The 17,416-nt window shown below is 48.6% G+C and carries 13 protein-coding genes; 10 read left to right on the top strand and 3 right to left on the bottom strand.

The window, feature by feature from the left end; translation table 11 throughout:
• Positions 1-185 precede the first annotated feature (185 nt).
• From WBJ53_RS12540 to WBJ53_RS12510, 7 genes are all read left to right on the top strand, one after another.
• Positions 186-1,475: a hypothetical protein gene (locus WBJ53_RS12540; RefSeq protein WP_338876467.1), complete on the top strand. Its 1,290-nt coding sequence runs from the start codon at positions 186-188 to the stop codon at positions 1,473-1,475.
• A gap of 62 nt (positions 1,476-1,537) precedes the next feature.
• A complete protein-coding gene (locus WBJ53_RS12535; RefSeq protein WP_338876466.1) occupies positions 1,538-1,795 on the top strand; it encodes a DUF1016 N-terminal domain-containing protein in 258 nt (85 codons plus the stop codon).
• Positions 1,792-2,430: a YhcG family protein gene (locus WBJ53_RS12530; RefSeq protein ID WP_338876465.1), complete on the top strand. Its 639-nt coding sequence runs from the start codon at positions 1,792-1,794 to the stop codon at positions 2,428-2,430. Before WBJ53_RS12535 ends, WBJ53_RS12530 begins: the two co-directional genes overlap by 4 nt.
• Positions 2,431-2,586: 156 nt before the next feature.
• Positions 2,587-3,396, top strand: a complete 810-nt coding sequence (locus WBJ53_RS12525; RefSeq protein ID WP_338876464.1) for a helix-turn-helix domain-containing protein — start codon at positions 2,587-2,589, stop codon at positions 3,394-3,396.
• Positions 3,397-3,614: 218 nt separating this feature from the next.
• Positions 3,615-3,941 (top strand): helix-turn-helix transcriptional regulator, encoded by a 327-nt coding sequence (locus WBJ53_RS12520; protein WP_338876463.1) that lies wholly within the window; start codon positions 3,615-3,617, stop codon positions 3,939-3,941.
• A 3-nt stretch (positions 3,942-3,944) separates the two neighbouring features.
• On the top strand, positions 3,945-6,638 hold the full coding sequence (locus WBJ53_RS12515) for a permease prefix domain 2-containing transporter (RefSeq protein WP_338876462.1): 2,694 nt from the start codon (positions 3,945-3,947) through the stop codon (positions 6,636-6,638).
• Positions 6,639-6,812: 174 nt separating this feature from the next.
• Positions 6,813-8,258 (top strand): alpha/beta fold hydrolase, encoded by a 1,446-nt coding sequence (locus tag WBJ53_RS12510; protein ID WP_338876461.1) that lies wholly within the window; start codon positions 6,813-6,815, stop codon positions 8,256-8,258.
• 33 nt (positions 8,259-8,291) lie between these two features.
• On the opposite strand, the gene WBJ53_RS12505 is transcribed toward WBJ53_RS12510, so the two are convergent.
• Together WBJ53_RS12505 and WBJ53_RS12500 are read right to left on the bottom strand one after the other, a co-directional pair.
• On the bottom strand, positions 8,292-9,020 hold the full coding sequence (locus tag WBJ53_RS12505) for a LytTR family DNA-binding domain-containing protein (RefSeq protein ID WP_338876460.1): 729 nt from the start codon (positions 9,018-9,020) through the stop codon (positions 8,292-8,294).
• The gene (locus tag WBJ53_RS12500) at positions 9,017-10,168 is read right to left on the bottom strand and encodes a histidine kinase (protein WP_338876459.1); all 1,152 of its coding nucleotides are present in this window, start codon (positions 10,166-10,168) and stop codon (positions 9,017-9,019) included. The genes WBJ53_RS12505 and WBJ53_RS12500 overlap by 4 nt, the downstream gene beginning before the upstream one ends.
• A 274-nt stretch (positions 10,169-10,442) precedes the next feature.
• Between WBJ53_RS12500 and WBJ53_RS12495 the strand changes: the two genes are divergently transcribed.
• Genes WBJ53_RS12495 through WBJ53_RS12485 form a run of 3 tightly spaced genes read left to right on the top strand, consistent with a single transcriptional unit; the run spans position 10,443 to position 14,649 of the window.
• A complete protein-coding gene (locus WBJ53_RS12495) occupies positions 10,443-11,522 on the top strand; it encodes an alpha/beta hydrolase-fold protein (RefSeq protein ID WP_338876458.1) in 1,080 nt (359 codons plus the stop codon).
• Between the two features lie 29 nt (positions 11,523-11,551).
• Positions 11,552-12,478: a nuclear transport factor 2 family protein gene (locus WBJ53_RS12490; protein WP_338876457.1), complete on the top strand. Its 927-nt coding sequence runs from the start codon at positions 11,552-11,554 to the stop codon at positions 12,476-12,478.
• 14 nt (positions 12,479-12,492) lie between these two features.
• Entirely contained in the window at positions 12,493-14,649 is a 2,157-nt protein-coding gene (locus tag WBJ53_RS12485; RefSeq protein ID WP_338876456.1) for a xanthine dehydrogenase family protein molybdopterin-binding subunit, read from the top strand.
• Positions 14,650-14,708: 59 nt separating this feature from the next.
• On the opposite strand, the gene WBJ53_RS12480 is transcribed toward WBJ53_RS12485, so the two are convergent.
• Positions 14,709-17,348: an ABC transporter permease gene (locus tag WBJ53_RS12480; protein ID WP_338876455.1), complete on the bottom strand. Its 2,640-nt coding sequence runs from the start codon at positions 17,346-17,348 to the stop codon at positions 14,709-14,711.
• Between the last annotated feature and the right edge of the window lie 68 nt (positions 17,349-17,416).

Raw genomic sequence — 17,416 nt, 5'->3', positions numbered from 1 at the left:
GTTCAGATTGACAGAAAAGTGATTCGTGATCGTTTGAGAGGCAGTAGGCAGCATCGGAATTGATCGTAAAAACGTGTAAACTCGTACGCTGATTTAGATTGTGCTGGCAAACGTATCAAGAAAGCCCATCGACGTAAAATCATTCCGAATTCAAGTTTTTTCAAGTTGTATCACACTGACTGACAATGGTTTCCGATTCAACCGATTTGCTCCGCTGCAAACAATTGATCGAACAGAAACTCGATTGGGGAGCGAGCGAAACCTGGACAAGCACCGACTTTGAGAATCTGCAACAGCGGATTCTGGACGAAACGGGCGTTTCGTTAAGCGCCAGTACGCTACGCCGAATTTGGGGGCGGGTCGATTACCAGCATTTGCCCAGCGGCACCACGCTAAATACCCTGGCTCAGTTTGCCGGTTACGCCGACTGGCGGCAGTTTGTTCGATCGTTGAGTATGCCGATAGAATCCACCACGCAATCCTCCGGTACTGCTGAGCCGATAGTGGCCATACCGATGAAGCCGTCCATCAACTGGCGTCGGCTGGGCTGGATGTCAGGCATTACACTTGGGATTGTTTTACTTGGGATGGTGGCCTTTGAGCAGAAAAATCCGCAGGTCGATGCCGCTCAGTACAGCTTTAGCAGCAAGCCCCTGACCCGTACCATTCCAAACTCGGTCATTTTCACGTACGATGCATCAGCGTCGCCTACCGATTCGATCTACATTCAGCAATCCTGGGATCAGGCCCGCCGGGAAGTGGTTGACAAAAATGGCCAGACACATACATCCATCTATTACGAACCAGGTTTTTACCGGGCCAAGCTGATTGTGGGTCATGAGATCGTGAAAGAGCACTCGCTGTTGATTCCTACCAACGGCTGGTTAGGAACCATTGTGACCAAATCCGTTCCGATTTACCTCAAGCCGGCCGAATTTATGACACCGGAACAGATGCGATTATCTACTGCAACCATCCAGCAGAAAAACGTAACACTACAGCCCGAAGCACCCCTACTAAAGTATTTCAACGTCGGCAATTTCGCGCCCGTGCCCGTTACAGATTTCACCTTTGACTGCCGGGTAAAGAACGAATACAGCGAAGGGTCGGCCACCTGTCAGCAATCGTGGATTGTGCTGATGACCAACGACATGCCGATCTCGATACCACTCTGTACCAAAGGCTGTATTTCCGAACTGATGCTGATGGATGGCGCCCGGACTGTATCCGGCAAAAACACAGATTTGTCTGGATTGGGGGTTGATTTTTCGGATTGGGTTCACGTAACATGCCACAGCGACGGCCAAAAACTCTATTATACCGTCAATGATAAAGTGGCTTACTCAGCACCGCTTCCGACAAAGAACGTAGAAATTGTAGGAATTACATATGGGTTTCGGGGAACAGGCGCGGTGAAAGATGTAGCGTTGAAAACTGGTGGAAAAACTGTCTTCCAGGCATTCAACCTCCGCTAACCTTATGAGGGAGATTTCCCTATGATTAGCAAAATAGATGACCAACACCGTAACTATTGATTATGAATCCAACTCCACACTCAGAACATATCATCGTTTCCGATATTAGACTACTGATCGAAGCCAGCAAACAGCAGATGGCCACATCGGTCAATGCAGCCATGAGTTACTTATACTGGCAAGTCGGCCGTCGAGTCAATAATGAGTTGGATCAATATAGCAGCGCAGAAACCTATGGCAAGCACCTTGTCAGTGCAATAAGCCAGCAGTTAGAATCTGAGTTTGGAGCATCTTTCGCCGAAAAAAACTGCGTCGTATGATGCAGTTTTCCAAGGTATTTCCCGACGAGCAGATTGTCGTATCAGTGATACGACAATTGAGCTGGACGCATCTGTTAGCGCTAATTCCAATAAACGACCCGTTGAAACGGGAATTTTATACTCAGATGTGCATACTCGAAAAATGGAGTGTCCGCACATTTCGCGAACGCATCGACTCCATGCTCTACGAGCGCACAGCTATCAGCAAAAAACCTGAGCAGACGATTCAAAATGACTTGACTGTACTTCGTAAAGAGCAGAAAATTAGCCCCGATCTAGTGTTTCGTGATCCTTACGTCCTGGATTTTTTGGGTTTATCTGACACTTATTCCGAAAAAGACCTCGAAACAGCCATTATTGTTGAATTGCAGCGTTTCTTGGTTGAAATGGGCAGTGATTTCGCGTTTATGGCCCGACAGAAACGTATTAGTATCGATAGCCGCGATTATTACATCGATCTATTGTTTTATCATCGTCGACTAAAATGTCTAGTGGCTATTGATCTGAAACTGGGCGAGTTTGAAGCCAGCTATAAAGGGCAGATGGAATTGTATTTACGATATCTGGAAAAATATGAACAAATTGACGGAGAGAATACGCCTATTGGCCTAATCCTCTGCACGGGTAACAACTAAGAGCATGTCGAACTGCTCCAAATAGATAAGAGCAACATCCGTGTTGCCGACTATCTGACAACCCTCCCCCATCCAAAGCTATTGCAGGAAAAACTACACAAAGCCATTCAAATTGCTCAGCAAAAGCTTAACCGCAATAAGTAACTTAACTTGAAAATGACGGAAATCTTCGACAACATCCGAAAGCTGTATCGATTCTACTTTCCGCAAAATGAACTAGCCAGTTACATTGAGTTTATTTCGGAATCGTCTCCAGAAGAAACCTTTCGGCAGGTGGCTAATAACCTGTTTACGGTCAGGATGTTCCCGAGCTGGACACCAACCTGCTACATCAATCTGGGAGAACCGTATCAGCTAACTGTGGGCTCAACCATCTACCAGATTCAGAAGCAGACCGATGTGCTCATTCTGCGAAACAACATCGTTGAGCGGCATAATCTGCCAACCGATCATATTGTTACAGTCAAGTTTTTTCCGGGTGGCCTGGAAGCGATTCTTGGCATCAATCAGGTGCAGTTTCGAGATCGGGTGGTGCCGCTGGAAACCGTTTGGCCCGCACCGCTCATTCAGCGCGTTAAACAGGCTATCGATTTTGACGAGCGTGTCAATCTGCTTGAGTCGTTCTTTTTGAGTCGGTTAAACGGTAGGAATAAGCCTGACCATTACCGAACGATGGTGAGCCATACCATTGGTACGTTTGGCGCGAACGGTATGGAACTGAACACGGGGCAGCTTGCCGACCGCCTGTTTCTGACCTCCAAAACGATCAATCGGTATTTCCACCGGGTTATTGGGAGCCCGCCCAAACAATATCTTTCGATAATGAGAGCGCGAACGGCCTTATCCAATTACGTCGCCCATAAAAATCAGTTCTCGCCTTACGAGTACGGCTATTACGACATGAGCCATTTCTACAAGGACGTTGTTAGGCTCACGGGCAAAAAATTAACCGCAGGCAACGCATAAAAATGCCAGCCTGGAGCAATAGACTATTGTATTCAATCTGTTGCTCCAGGGAAATTGAACCCATCGATTCTGTTCAGGAACGGACATAAACTGTACGCTTTCGGACAGCTAATGACGTCTGAAAAAGACACAAGCAACTGATAGTCTGCACAATACACTTGTGGCATTTCATTTGTTTAGCAAATAGCAAGAAAATTAGCTGATTAACGAATTGGGATATGGGTAGAACTTATCTGGGGGAGTTTGAAGAACTCGTTCTGCTGACGGTGGCGCTATTAAATGGCACGGCTTATGGACTCAATATTGCCGACGAGTTAAAGCAACGATCCAACCGTTCCATCAACCTCAGCGGAGTCCATGTCGCCTTATATCGGCTGGAGGAAAAAGGATTTGTCAAATCGGAACTGGGTGGCGCTACGACGGCCCGTGGAGGACGCCGAAAGCGCCTTTTTTCGATTACCGCTTACGGTAAACGCACACTGGATGAGATGCGACAGGTACGCAATGACTTATGGGAGGCTATCCCGAACCTATCTTTCTCCTGAATCATGCCCCACCGTCAGCCCGCACCGTTGCCGCCTGCCTGGGCCGATCAATTGCTCAGGCTCTTCTGCCCGGAAGATTTACAGGAAGAACTGCTCGGCGATCTCCACGAACAATTCGATCGACAAGTAGCTGAGTTGGGCGAGACACCCGCCCGGCGTCGGTATATCCGGGAAGTCATCCGATTTTGTCGTCCATATTTCATCGCTCGCCAACTCAGCGTTCAAACCGCTCAGAAAACCTCGTATTCACCTCATTCTTCGCTCAGTCCGCTTATGCTCAGCAACTACTTCAAAATCGCTCTGCGAATTTTCCGAAAAGACACCACCTTCGCCCTTATTAACCTCATAGGGCTGGCCACTGGTTTGGCGGTTGCCTTACTGATAATCCAGTATGTGCGCTTCGAGTTGAGTTATGAGGCTACCAACCCCCTGGCGAATCGGATTGTGCGGCTCACTATGGATTACCTGAATGGGGGCGCCCTCGACGCTCAGGATGCCGAAACATACAACCCGATCGGCCCCAAAGCCAAACAGGAAATGAATGAGGTCGTTAACTACACCCGGGCCAAACCATTTACCAAACGACTGACTATTCAGCTTGGCGATCGGTATTACGTAGTTGACCAGGCTCTGGCCGTCGATTCCTCCTTTTTCGCCATGTTCAACTACCCACTGATTCGGGCGGCCCGAACCAGTATCTTTACCAGACCCCGGCAGGTTGTGCTGACTCAAACAATGGCGTTGACCTATTTCGGAACGCTGGATGTGCTGGGCAAAACGCTGAACGTGTCACGCCCTCAAAATAAGATCCTGCTGGAGATCGTAGGCGTCGTGCCAGATAGCCCGGCCAACACCCATCTGAAATTTGACATGCTGTTCTCTTACCCAACGCTACAGTCGGACTTTGACCAAAAGGAAGAGGACTGGAACGGTAATAATCTATACACGTATGTACAACTGGCCGAAAATGCCAATTATGAGCGGTTTACAAAGTCGCTGGCAGCCTTTAGTGATCGATTGATCAAGGAAAAAAAGATAACCAGCGAGCGGGTAATTGGCCAGAAAATCGGCGATATTCATCTGTATTCCCACAAAACGTATGAAACAGAACCCAACGGAGACGCGCAGTCGGTGTACTTCTTGATGGGGGTAGCGTTTCTGGTACTCCTGAGCGCCTTTGTCAACTACGTGAATCTGACCACGGCCAAAGCCACTGATCGCGCCAAAGAAATTGGTATGAGAAAGGTCATTGGGTCCACCCTGGCCCAAATCAGAACTCAGGTTTTTCTGGAAACAGTTTTCATCAATGGAATCGCTGGGGTCCTGGCCATAGGTTTAGTAGCAGCCCTGCGGTCGGTGTTTGTTCAGATGGCGGGATTGCCTGAAGGGTTTACGGTGTTTGGAGACGTATTTTTCTGGCAAAGTCTAGCCGCCTTTTTAGTACTTAGCAGTTGCCTTTCTGGCCTTTATCCCGCCTTTGTACTGTCAACTTTCGAGCCGCTTACGGTCCTGAAAGGCAATTTCTCGCGTTCCAGCAAAGGTGTATTTCTACGCAAGACGTTAGTGGTTTTTCAACTGACGATTACTCTTATTCTGTTAGTTCAAACGTTCACTGTTTACCAACAGGTGGCCTTTCTGCGGAAACAGAATTTAGGTCTTCGCATGGATCATACGCTGGTAGTTAAAGCGCCGGTGGGAACTAATAGTGAGCAGGCTTATGAATCCTTTCGACAAATGCTGCTGGCTCAATCGCAGGTCAGATCGGTAGCGTATTCCGGCACTGTACCGGGGCTGGTGTCGTCGCAAATGGGAACATCCACTGGCGTCAATTTGTCTGATGCAGTCAGGAAAACCTATTATAACTTTTATATAACGCCAATCGATACTTCGTTTATTGACTTAATGGGGATACGGCTATTGGCGGGTAGGAACTTCGATGCCACCACTCGGTACGGCTTTTCGGACACCACCGATCGGCAACTCATTGTCAATGAGGAAACGCTGCGTTTATGGGAAATTCCAACACCTCAGCAGGCCATCGGTAAGCGGGTCGATTTGTGGGGACATCAGGCTACGATCCGGGGAGTCGTCAAAAATTACCACTACGAATCGCCCAAGTCTGCCTTTATTCCTATTATCCTGCTATACTCCCCTCATTTAAGTTCATTTGCCAGCGTGAAGTTTACCAGCGGAAATGCGGAAGAGCACCTGGCCACGCTGAAGCGCATATACGAGGCTAATTTTTCCCATTCTCCCTTCAACTATTTCTTTCTCGACAGTGAGTATGACAAACAATATAAAGCCGACGATCGCTTTCAGCAGGTCTTTGGTGGCTTAACGGGATTTGCCATTCTGATCTCCTGTTTGGGCCTGTTCGGTTTAGCCACGTTTACGGTATCCAAACGGACCAAGGAAATTGGGATTCGTAAAGTGATCGGAGCCAGTACGATAAACCTGCTTGTTCTGCTCTCGAAGGATTTTATACGCACTGTGTGGTTATCCATTCTGATCGGTTTGCCGGTAACGTATTTTCTGGTCAACAACTGGCTGGCCAATTACGCTACACGGATTGAACTAAGCTGGTGGCTTTTTGCGGGCCCTGCTCTGCTGGTCTTTGTGATGGTATTGCTATCCATTGGTAGTAAAACGATTGCCAGTGCGCTGATGAACCCTGTCAACTCATTACGTAGCGAATAATAGTTAGTGTTCTGGCAGTAACCTGATCTGTAATCGGAAGTTTCCAGCTTACCGCGCAGGAATGGACATGGCTGGCATAGTGCATTTCAACAGGCAGTCGGGACTGAGAATGTCCGTTTTTTACTAAAATCTGCGCGGGTAATCCGATTGTTTTGCTGAAAAAAGCAGATACCGATGAATCAACTGCCCAAACTAGCCGTACTTACTTTCTTCTTCGTTTGCCGCATTACCCTGGCTCGAAGCCAGCCAGGCGTCGTTCGTCAACTGGAGTCATGCCCTTGTCAGGTTCAGCCAGACAGTACGTTTCGGACGCGCTGTGCGTATCTGATTGTACCCGAAAACCGGAAAAAGAAGAACGGGAAAACCATTAAACTACCGTTCATTTGGGTCGAAAGTAAAAATCCGGCTAAACGGAAAGACCCCGTATTGTTTACGGGTGGCGGTCCCGGTGCCAGTTCACTGGGTTGGGTGAAGGGAGCGGTTAAGTCGCTGGTTATTAATGACCGCGATTGTATTGCCTTTGAACAACGGGGTACTCACTTTGCCGTTCCGAATTTGGAAGGTATCGAGCTGGGTCAGGCTGTCAGGGAAGCCTATCGCAAAAATCTGAACAAGGACAGCATGGAGGTGGTCGGTGTCAAACGACTCAAAAAATCGCTGGAGACCAAAGGCATCGACCTCGCTGGTTACAATACTGACGAAACCGTATCTGATATACATGATCTGCTGGCTACGCTCAGGGTCGATTCGATTAATTTGGTGGGTATTTCGTATAGCGGTGGACTAATGACCGCCGTTCTTCAGCGAGATCCGTCGCGCATCCGATCCTTAATTCTGGACTCTCCCTTACCCATTTTTGTACCGATTGATGAGGATGAACCTGCCAATTTTGCCGAAGCGCTGAACATCCTGTTCGATCACGTCGAACGTGACTCGACCGATAAGGCCCGGTACGGCAATTTAAAGGCACGATTCGAGCAATACTTTACCGGTATCGAAGGCAAAACGTTTACGTTTCCGTACGTTGAAAAAGGGGCAAAAGACACCCTGCGAGTGCAATACACGCGAAATGAACTGCTCGACTACCTGGTCAATGTTATGTACAATGCCGCCCGCATCCGGCAAATTCCATACATCATTACGGAGATGATCCACGGAAATCACGGGTTCGTAAAAGGTGTTTTAGATAGCAAACTGAGTGGTTATAATGGGCCTTCGGGTATGCGAATGTCGGTGTACTGCGCCGATCAGGCCGCTTATCATAGCGAACAGGTAAAACAGCAACTGTATGATGTCTATCCCTACCTGAGAGGGTATCACATCAATGATGTCTACCAGCCGCTATGCGACTGCTGGAAGGTGCCACCGATCAGTCCGGAAACCAAAAAGCCCTTCTATTCCAACAAACCAGCCCTGTTAGTCGACGGTGAGATGGACAACGCCACCCGACCGCTATACATCGATAGGCTTCACCATTATATGCCCAATAGCCAGCGAGTCCTCTTTAAACTACGCTCGCATGGCGTTGGTGGTCCCGAATGGGCACGTTTGATGCAGGAATTTCTGGCCAATCCCTACAGGAAATTAACGTCTGGTAAACCAGAGCTTGTTGTGTATTGAGGGTAGGAATGGCGGGGGTGCGCAGCTCCTCGTTTACTTCTTCCACAACTTATCGGCCAGCACACTGCTCATCACCTGATCGCGATAGTTCCGGCTGATAGGAATACGGTGTGTCTGGATGAATAACTCATTGCCCTCGATTCCGTCAATTTTGTCGACAGCCACCAGATACGATTTATGCACCCGAATGAAGGGCGGAGCGGTTAGGTGTTGTTCTAAATTTTTAAGGTTCAACAAAGTCACATACTTCCCTTTGGCAGTAAAAAAGGTTACGTAGTTTTGTAATCCTTCAATGAACAGAATGTCGGCATAAAACAGCTTTTCATACTTATTGCCGCACTTGATGAAGAAATAATCAGAACTGGCAGTGGCGTTGGTCGTGTCCACAACAGACGGCTGGGTCAGGAGCCGATGGTACTCCCGCGCTTTATTGGCCGATTTAAAGAAACGATCGAACGTAATGGGCTTGAGCAAATAATCGAGTACGTTCAACTGAAAACCTTCCAGTGCAAAACTGGGGTAAGCTGTAGTGATAACCACCATCGGCGGCTTCTGAACGATTTTCAGAAAGTCGATACCACTCATCTTGGGCATCTGAATATCCAGAAAGATCAGCTCGATGGGTTGCTGGTCGAGTAAAGGAACCACATCAAGCGGATGTTCACAGGTGCCCATTAGCCGCAGGAAATCAACTTCCCGTACATAACTGGCCAATCCCTCACGTGCCAGAGGTTCATCGTCGACAATGATACAGTTGATCATACAGAACGATTGGTTTCAACGAAGCCAGCCCGTTGCTGCACGGGCGCGTATACAAATTCGGTTAACCATAGCTGCAGGTGAATCTGAAACTGATCGCCATTGTTCTCAACATCGAGTTCATAGTGATCGGGATACAACAAATCCAACCGACGCCGTACATTTTTGAGGCCAATGCCACCGTGCCGGATAGCCTCAGCGACTGGGTTGGTGGTTGTGCTATTGGCTACATGCAGTATGAGTTTTGTTCCCTGCAACGCCACTTTCAGTTCGATCCAGTTGGACTGGTCATGATGATGCGAAACGTGTTTGAATGCATTCTCCACAAATGTCAAAACAATAAATGGTGCTATCGTCAGGTAATCGGCATCCAACACCGATACAATGTCCACCGAAACTTCAACATTAGCATTTTGCCGGAGTCGTTCCAGTTCGATAAAATTTTCCAGATAGGCAATTTCCCGGCTAAGTGGTATCTGCTGGTCGTTGCATTCGTATAGCTGATACCGGAGCAAGTCAGAAAATTTGGCCAGTGAAGCCGATGCCATATCAGGGTTTTTATGAATCAGAAAAAAAATGGAGTTGATCGTATTGAAGAGAAAATGCGGATTGAACTGATTTTTAAGAAACGTAAGCTCCGTTTCCAGCTTTTCTTTTTCGAGCAACTGCTGCCGTTGCCGCGTCTGAATCCAGTTTTTGGTCAATTTAATACTCATCGCCAGCGTCATACTGGCCACCGTTGAAGGCAGGGCATTGCTCAGAAAAGTATTGAAACAGGCCGATTGCCCGAAAAGGTCGGCAATGGTTCGACCGCTGACATAGGAACTGACGTAATAACCACTCACAACGCAAAGCGTTGCACACACCACCGTAAGAGCCAGGTAACTGATGTAGCGCGCAAAATGACTTTTTTCCAGATACCTGGGAATCAGAAAATACAGGTTAAAATAAACGGCCAGTGCCTGAAAAATAACGTAGAAACTGTATTTAAGGGCATAGGGTGGAATCACAATTGTCTGGAAAACCTTGATAGGATTACCCAGCGTTACATTCCACCAGAGATAATGATAAAGGAACCAGAATGGCAGGTGATAGAGCTTATACCGAAAAAACCAATTTTGACTGGATTGACGACTATGCATAACGTTCATGGCATAAGCGCCACGCGGTTAACGGGTATAAATCTGGCCGATCCGAAATTACAGAAATCAGCTCAATTTATGCTGTTCTTTATGTCAACGGCGTCTATGAATTGACGAAATGAACGCCCTGCCACACAAGCGGTAACAAAATCCTCTTAACGGATACCGAGTGCCCTATTAGCCCAAAACCGGCAGTTGATCAAGTAAATGAGCCTGATTGTCATATAGGTTCACTTTTAAGGGATGGAGGTCATTTCTTTATGTACCAATTAATGGCCCATCTATGAAACAACTGATTTTCACCTTCCTGCTTCTTTCTGGCCATATGGTTTGTAGCTATGGCCAGGCCACTGGTCCGGTCGGCAAAGCGGGCACTGTGCAGACCAAAAAACTAACCTCCCGGCTGCTTCAGGAGAACCGGATAGGCCTCGACCTAAACCGAACGGTGAAGGTTTATCTGCCACCTGGCTACAACAGATCGGGCAAATCGTATCCGGTTGTTTACTACTTCCATAGTATTTTCCAGAATACTGACCAGCTCTTTCAGGATGGACGAGTAGTAGAATTGCTGAATCGGGGAATAGCCAACAGAGTTACTAACGAATTCATCTTTGTGGCCGCCGATTACAGCACCCCAACCACGGGTAGTATCTACGAAAACTCACCCGTAAGCGGACGCTGGATCGATTTTACGACGGAGGAGTTAGTGCCCTTTATCGACAGTACGTTTCGGACCATTCGCCACCGCAACAGTCGGGCGCTGGTGGGCGATTTCATGGGTGGGCGTGGTGCACTGAAACTGGCCATGACCCGTGCCGATCTGTTTAGTGTTGTATATGCCATGCATCCGGTGGCTACCGGCATTGGCTACACGCCCTTTCAGTTGGTCGAAGTGAATTGGAAAAAAATTCACCAGGCTAAAACATTTGATGACCTCGGGAACGACGGTCGAACAAAACTCTTTTTGACGGTCTGTCAGGCTTTTTTACCTAATCTGAATCGGCCGCCATTCTTCTGCGATTTTTTTATGGAACCGGACAATGGCGACCTCAAACCGCAAACTGAACGCATCATCAGGGGATATCAGCACGGTTTTTTGCTGGAAGAAGCATTACCTGAATCCGTAGCTAACCTAAGAACAATGCACGGTATTGCCTTTGACTGGGGGCGTTTCGATCCGACACAAAGCCATGTCTTTTCCAATCAGGTGTTCAGTCGAAAGCTGGAAGAATTAGGTATTGAACACGAAGCCGAAGAATACAGAGGAACACCCTGGAATAGAGTTTGGACCGACGATGGTCGATTTTATAACCGTGTGTTACCGTTCCTCGACCGGCACCTCGTTTTCGATAGCACAAACTAGGATTGCTTTTCACCTTAATCGATAAACTGATGCTGATGCACTATTTCCTGCTGCTTGTAGCCATGTCAGGCATAACCGCTTCCCCGGTGCAACCGGATTTACGGGCCGATGCGAAGACGATTGCCTATCTGAAACAATACCGGGCCGATTATGTAAACAGCCTGCTCAATGCGCAAACGGAACGACTTCCCGACTATTGGACTGATGGCATACGCCTGATGACCGAGTCGCAGCGAACAATGATTGGCGCTAAGCCTGTGTTAACCTACTACAACGCTTTTCTGAACCGATTTACGGTAAAATCATATACCCGAACCGAACTCGAAATTCTCGATCTGGGCAAACAGGTTGCAGAATATGGGCAATTTAGCCTTACTATTGCGCAGAAAACATCTGGTAAACAATACAACCTGAAAGGCAACTATCAGACCATCTGGGAAAAGCAGGACAATACTAAACTGGCCGTTATTACCGAAGGCTGGAATTACGATCACTGGCTCGATCTGGCCGACCTGTTACGCTTTCCTCAAATTCCGGTAGTCGATGTTGCACTTCAGGCACATCTGCCCGTCAACAGCCCTATTCGTTTCGAATTAGCGGCCCTCAACCGACTGATGGAGAAAACCATCGCCGAACACGATGCGAAGCTATGGATGCAGTTTTATTCAGACGAAAGCATTTTGTTCGCTCAGCACCATTCCTTCTATAAAGGCCGTAAGGAGATCGATGCGTATATTGAAATGCACACAAAAGAATTGCCCATCTTTGAAAAACTGGATGTTCGCAACGACCGAATCGATGATCTGGGGCCGTTCGTGATCGAATATGCCAGTCATATTGCCAACTGGCGAAATGGCGAATCGTCGGGTATTGGTTTAGGGAAAGATCTTCGTATCTGGCGACGGGAGGCAAACGGTTCGCTCAAAATTTTCAGACATATGGGTATGTATGATTAAAGAACAACGGATCAATGGACGATATAGCGCCTAAAACCAATCTGCCCGACCGGCGAAGTTTTCTTAAAATCAGCGCTCTTGCCGGTGGTGGATTATTGGTTGCCATTGCTTTGCCCGAAAAAGCAGTGGCCCATGCGGTTGCTCCTCCAATTTTGAATACGACACCGATGAATGCATTTCTGCGTATTGGCTCAGATAGTAGCATTCATGTGATTTTGTCGAAGGTGGAAATGGGGCAGGGAATCTGGACTACGCTTCCCATGCTTATTGCCGAAGAACTCGACTGCGACCTGACGAAAATACGGGTAGAAGCCAGTCCGCCGGGAAATGCACCGGACTTCTTCGGCAATCTGGCTTACCATTCAACGGGAGGCTCAGAAAGCACCGTTCAGGAGTTTGATCGCTATCGGCAGGCTGGCGCTACGGCGCGTGTGATGCTTACGATAGCCGCAGCCCGAACACTTGGAGTCCTGCCCGAAGAATGTCGCACAGAAAACGGCTACGTACTGGCAGGAGCTAAGCGCATCAGCTATGGTGAAGTGGCAGCCGAAGCATCAACATTACCTGTTCCTTCGGTAACCTTGCGGGAGCCCAGAGACTGGAAATACATTGGTAAATCGCAAAAACGACTCGACACGCCTGAGAAAATAAATGGTAAGGCCGTTTATGGACTCGACATTCACCTCCCCGGTTTACTAACCGTTGTTGTTGCACATCCGCCGGTTTTTGGCGCAACAGTTAAATCCTTCAGGGCTGATAAAGCAAAAACGATACACGGGGTTCGGCAAGTGTTGCAGGTATCCACGGGGGTTGCCGTTATTGCCGATTCATTCTGGGCGGCCAAAAAAGGGCGGGATGCCTTGCAGATTGACTGGGACTTAGGATCGAACGCGACGTTAAGTAGCACAAAGCAGATGGAACATTACCATCAACTAGCTCAAACGGAAGGTATTTCATTCGCCCGAAAAGGGGATGTAACAACAGCCTTATCCCAGACAACCCAACAGATCGAAGCAATTTTCAGCTTTCCGTATCTGGCCCATACCCCAATGGAACCATTGAATTGTACGGTGCGCATTTTGCCGGATAGCTGTGAGGTATGGACCGGAACGCAATCGCCGTTATTACACCAGGCCGAAATAGCGGCTTACCTCGGCCTAAAGCCCGAACAGGTTCAGTTGTATACACCCCGGCTGGGCGGCAGTTTTGGCCGACGTGGTTCTTTTAGTTCCGATTGGGTGATGGAAGCGGTGCAGATTGCCAAACTCAGTGGCAAAGCCATTAAGCTGGTCTGGACTCGCGAAGACGATATTCGGGGGGGCTATTACCGGCCCATGTATACCCATTTTGTTCACGTAGGTATGGGGTCAGATGGCCTGCCGAATGCGTGGCTCCATCGCATTGTTGGCCAGTCGTTATTTACCAATACACCACTGGCCGATATGATTGTGCATAACGGAATCGACTACAGCTTAGTAACAAAAGGTGCTCCTTATTCAGATAATATCCCCAATTTTTCCTTTGAGCTGCATACTACTCAGGTAGGCGTTCCGGTGCTGCCCTGGCGATCTGTTGGAGCCACGCATTCCGTTTTTGTTATAGAAACGCTGGTGGATGAACTGGCTTGCCGAGCAGGGAAAGACCCTCTTGATTATCGTCGTACAGTATTGAGACACGCCCCCCGGCATCTGGCAGCACTCAATCTGGCCGCTGAAAAAGCAAACTGGTATAAACCACTATCCAATGGGATGGTTCGTGGCATAGCCGTTTGTGAAGCTATGGGAAGCTATGTCGCTCAGATTGCGGACGTATCTGTTAGCGACGGGCAGATTCGGGTGCATCGGGTAGTATGTGCCATTGACTGTGGCCTGGCGGTAAATCCTGATGGCGTTGTGGCGCAAATGGAGGGCGGCATTGTTTATGGTCTGACAGCCGCCTTGTATGGCGAAATCACATTTGCCGAAGGCCGGGTTCAGCAAAGCAATTTTCACGATTACCGAATGCTGCGTATCAACGAAATGCCAATCATTGAGGTCCATATTGTTCCGAGCACCGAACAGATGGGTGGCGCTGGCGAACCAGGGGTGGCACCCATTGCTCCCGCTCTGGCTAATGCCCTCTTTGCCGCTACCGGCAAGCGACTTCGGTCGCTACCTTTACGGATTGGGTAGGAATTAGGAGAGCAGAGAAGTTCCTCCGCCTTCTCTGCTCTCTCGCAATGAATACCCTGCTATTCCGACCGCAAACTTTTCACCGGATTCATCAATGCAGCCTTTACGCTCTGAAAACTGACTGTCAGCAAGGTGATGAGCAGGGCACCGGCACCCGAAGCGGCAAAAATCCACCACGACAGTTCAGTGCGGTACTGGTATTTCTGAAGCCAGTTGTCTAAGAAATAATAGGCGATGGGTGTGGCAATGCCGAAAGCGATAATAACCAGTATCACAAAATCTTTCGATAGCAACCCCCAAAGGTTGAGCACTGAAGCGCCCAGCACTTTCCGAACGCCAATCTCTTTGGTACGTTGCTCGGCTACAAATGAAGCCAGACCGAACAGACCCAAACAGGAGATAAAGATGGCAAGAATAGCAAAACCTGAAGCCAGCGTACCAATCCGCTCTTCGTCCGCAAATTTTTGGGCGTATTCGGCATCGGCAAATTTATAGTCGAAAATGGCCGTTGGGTTATACTTCTGGTAAACGGCCCCAATTTTACGGACAGCTTCACTGGCGCTGATAGCCGGATTCAGGCGGATGTTGATGAAATTGCTGGGAAAAGCACTGATGTAAAAAAGTATCTGTCGGGCGGGTTCATAGGGCGAATCCATCACCATGTCTTTAATGACACCGATGATTTTGTAACGCAGATCCCCTTCCCGGATGATTTTCCCAACCGGGTCTTTTAAGCCCATAAACTTCGCAGCGGCTTCGTTGATGACCATCGCGGCCGAGTCGGTGCCGAACGTTTTCGAAAAATCGCGCCCCGCTTTAAACTGCCAGCCAACCGTTTTACCAAACTCATATGTCACACCAACGACGGCGAAATCGGGCTGCTGATTCGGATCTTTCCCATCCCAGTCGAACCCGCCATTTACATTCCAAACGCCCGTTAATGGACTTTCTGATTCCCCGATTTCGGTAACCGCTCCAGATTCGATCAACTCCTTCCGGAAAGCATCGTAGTGATTATGAATATCGGGGGTTGTCGTCTGAACGTAAAGCAAACCACTACGGCTATAACCAATCGGTCTATTTTTGGCAAACTGAATCTGCCGAAACACGATAATGGTGCCGATAATTAACGTAACAGAAACCGTAAACTGAACTACCACCAGCACTTTGCGCGGTAGGGTTGCCAGTCGTCCGACCCGGAATGCTCCTTTTAATGCGTTAATGGGCTGAAAACCGGACAGATACAAGGCTGGATAGCTACCTGCCAGCAAGCCAGTAAATACCGTAAAGCCGAGTCCCATTAGCCAAAAGACAGGGTTGGTCCAGAGCATGGTCATTTTCTTTGCGGCCACGTCGTTGAAGAAGGGCAAAACCAGTTGCACCAACAGTAGCGCCAGCGCAAAGGCAATAATCACCACTAGCAAGGATTCGCTCAGAAACTGGCCGATCAACTGGAACCGAACAGAACCAACTGCTTTGCGAATGCCAACTTCTTTCGCTCGTTTTTCGCTTCGGGCCGTACTCAGGTTCATAAAATTGATGCAGGCCAGCAGCAGCACAAACACACCGATAACCCCAAACAGCCAGACAAACTGAATCTGCCCGCCTACGTTGACGCCATTTTTAAACTCCGAATACAGGTGCCAGCGACTCATGGGCTGAAGGAAAAGCTGGGGGTTGAATTTGGCGAGTTCCTTACCTCCATTCCGCAATTTTATGTCTTTGATCGTTGCCGAAACCTGGTCCATATCAGCATGATCGGCCAGTTGAACAAAAACCAGAAACGAGTTATTATCCCACTTTTGCTCCGATCGTTTCACCCAATCCCGTATGGCTACATTCACCTTCCAGGGAACCATATAATCCATGTTGCTAAACTGTGTATTGTATGGCAAGTCCTCATACACGCCAGTCACTTTTACGGTGATCTGGTTGTCAATTTTCAGTAGTTTCCCCAACGGTTCACCGGTGCCGAAAAAGGCGTTGGCAACGGATTCGGAAATCATGATGGAGTAAGGTTCGTGCAGGCCTGCCCGTGTCCCTTTCAGTATCTTCAGCGAAAGCATATCAGGTGCCTGCGGCTCAATGTAATTACCTGTCCGCCAGAATTTCTTATCGCCAAACGACAGAATATGTCTCTCGGTCCAGGACGACAGTAACACGTGTTTAAATAGCCCACCGTTACGGTCAGAGCCGTAGTTTCTCCGAAGTACACTGGCCACTGGAATAGGAACCGCCCGGCTAGTGCTTGTAACATCGTTGATCGTCTGATGCTGCATGACCTGAGCAATGCGGTCGTAGTTCTGGTGGTATTTGTCGAATGTCAGTTCATCATAAATCCACAAACCGATCAGCATCGCCACGGCCAGCCCCACCGCCAGTCCGCCGATATTGATAAACGAGTAGGCTTTCTGACGAGTCAGATTGCGAAAGGCGATTTTGATATAGTTCCGTAGCATATCTGCACGTTTCGGGTTAGGGTATTCCGGTTTCTGTCGTGTTATAAATTCAGGCCGTAGATAGGCCAACATATCCAGCCAATAGCGCTGGTTCGCATTGGTTTCTCCCCGTCGTTTGACGCGGATGGCATACCGCTCGTGCAAATCACCCAGCACCTCTTCACGCAGATGCGGAGCGCAGAACCAGGTCAAAAAGCAGTCGGCCAGGCGGGGTGGGTTGAAGCGAGGAGCAGGGGGCATGGGGCAAGGAGGTAAAGCAGGCAGCGCGGGGGGGACCCATAGCGAATAGCCCATGCGCCACGCCCCTG

This window comes from Spirosoma sp. SC4-14 (assembly GCF_037201965.1).
Classification (GTDB): Bacteria; Bacteroidota; Bacteroidia; order Cytophagales; family Spirosomataceae; genus Spirosoma.
Note: the sequence above shows the minus strand (reverse complement) of the source record. Positions and strands in the feature narration are given on the sequence as shown.

Coding starts and splice junctions, on each gene's coding strand:
- WBJ53_RS12520 (WP_338876463.1), top strand. CDS start 3,615: ATGGGTAGAACTTATCTGGGGGAGTTTGAAGAACTCGTTCTGCTGACG.
- WBJ53_RS12525 (WP_338876464.1), top strand. CDS start 2,587: ATGACGGAAATCTTCGACAACATCCGAAAGCTGTATCGATTCTACTTT.
- WBJ53_RS12480 (WP_338876455.1), bottom strand. CDS start 17,348: ATGCCCCCTGCTCCTCGCTTCAACCCACCCCGCCTGGCCGACTGCTTT.
- WBJ53_RS12515 (WP_338876462.1), top strand. CDS start 3,945: ATGCCCCACCGTCAGCCCGCACCGTTGCCGCCTGCCTGGGCCGATCAA.
- WBJ53_RS12495 (WP_338876458.1), top strand. CDS start 10,443: ATGAAACAACTGATTTTCACCTTCCTGCTTCTTTCTGGCCATATGGTT.
- WBJ53_RS12505 (WP_338876460.1), bottom strand. CDS start 9,020: ATGATCAACTGTATCATTGTCGACGATGAACCTCTGGCACGTGAGGGA.
- WBJ53_RS12530 (WP_338876465.1), top strand. CDS start 1,792: ATGATGCAGTTTTCCAAGGTATTTCCCGACGAGCAGATTGTCGTATCA.
- WBJ53_RS12485 (WP_338876456.1), top strand. CDS start 12,493: ATGGACGATATAGCGCCTAAAACCAATCTGCCCGACCGGCGAAGTTTT.
- WBJ53_RS12540 (WP_338876467.1), top strand. CDS start 186: ATGGTTTCCGATTCAACCGATTTGCTCCGCTGCAAACAATTGATCGAA.
- WBJ53_RS12535 (WP_338876466.1), top strand. CDS start 1,538: ATGAATCCAACTCCACACTCAGAACATATCATCGTTTCCGATATTAGA.
- WBJ53_RS12510 (WP_338876461.1), top strand. CDS start 6,813: ATGAATCAACTGCCCAAACTAGCCGTACTTACTTTCTTCTTCGTTTGC.
- WBJ53_RS12490 (WP_338876457.1), top strand. CDS start 11,552: ATGCTGATGCACTATTTCCTGCTGCTTGTAGCCATGTCAGGCATAACC.
- WBJ53_RS12500 (WP_338876459.1), bottom strand. CDS start 10,168: ATGAACGTTATGCATAGTCGTCAATCCAGTCAAAATTGGTTTTTTCGG.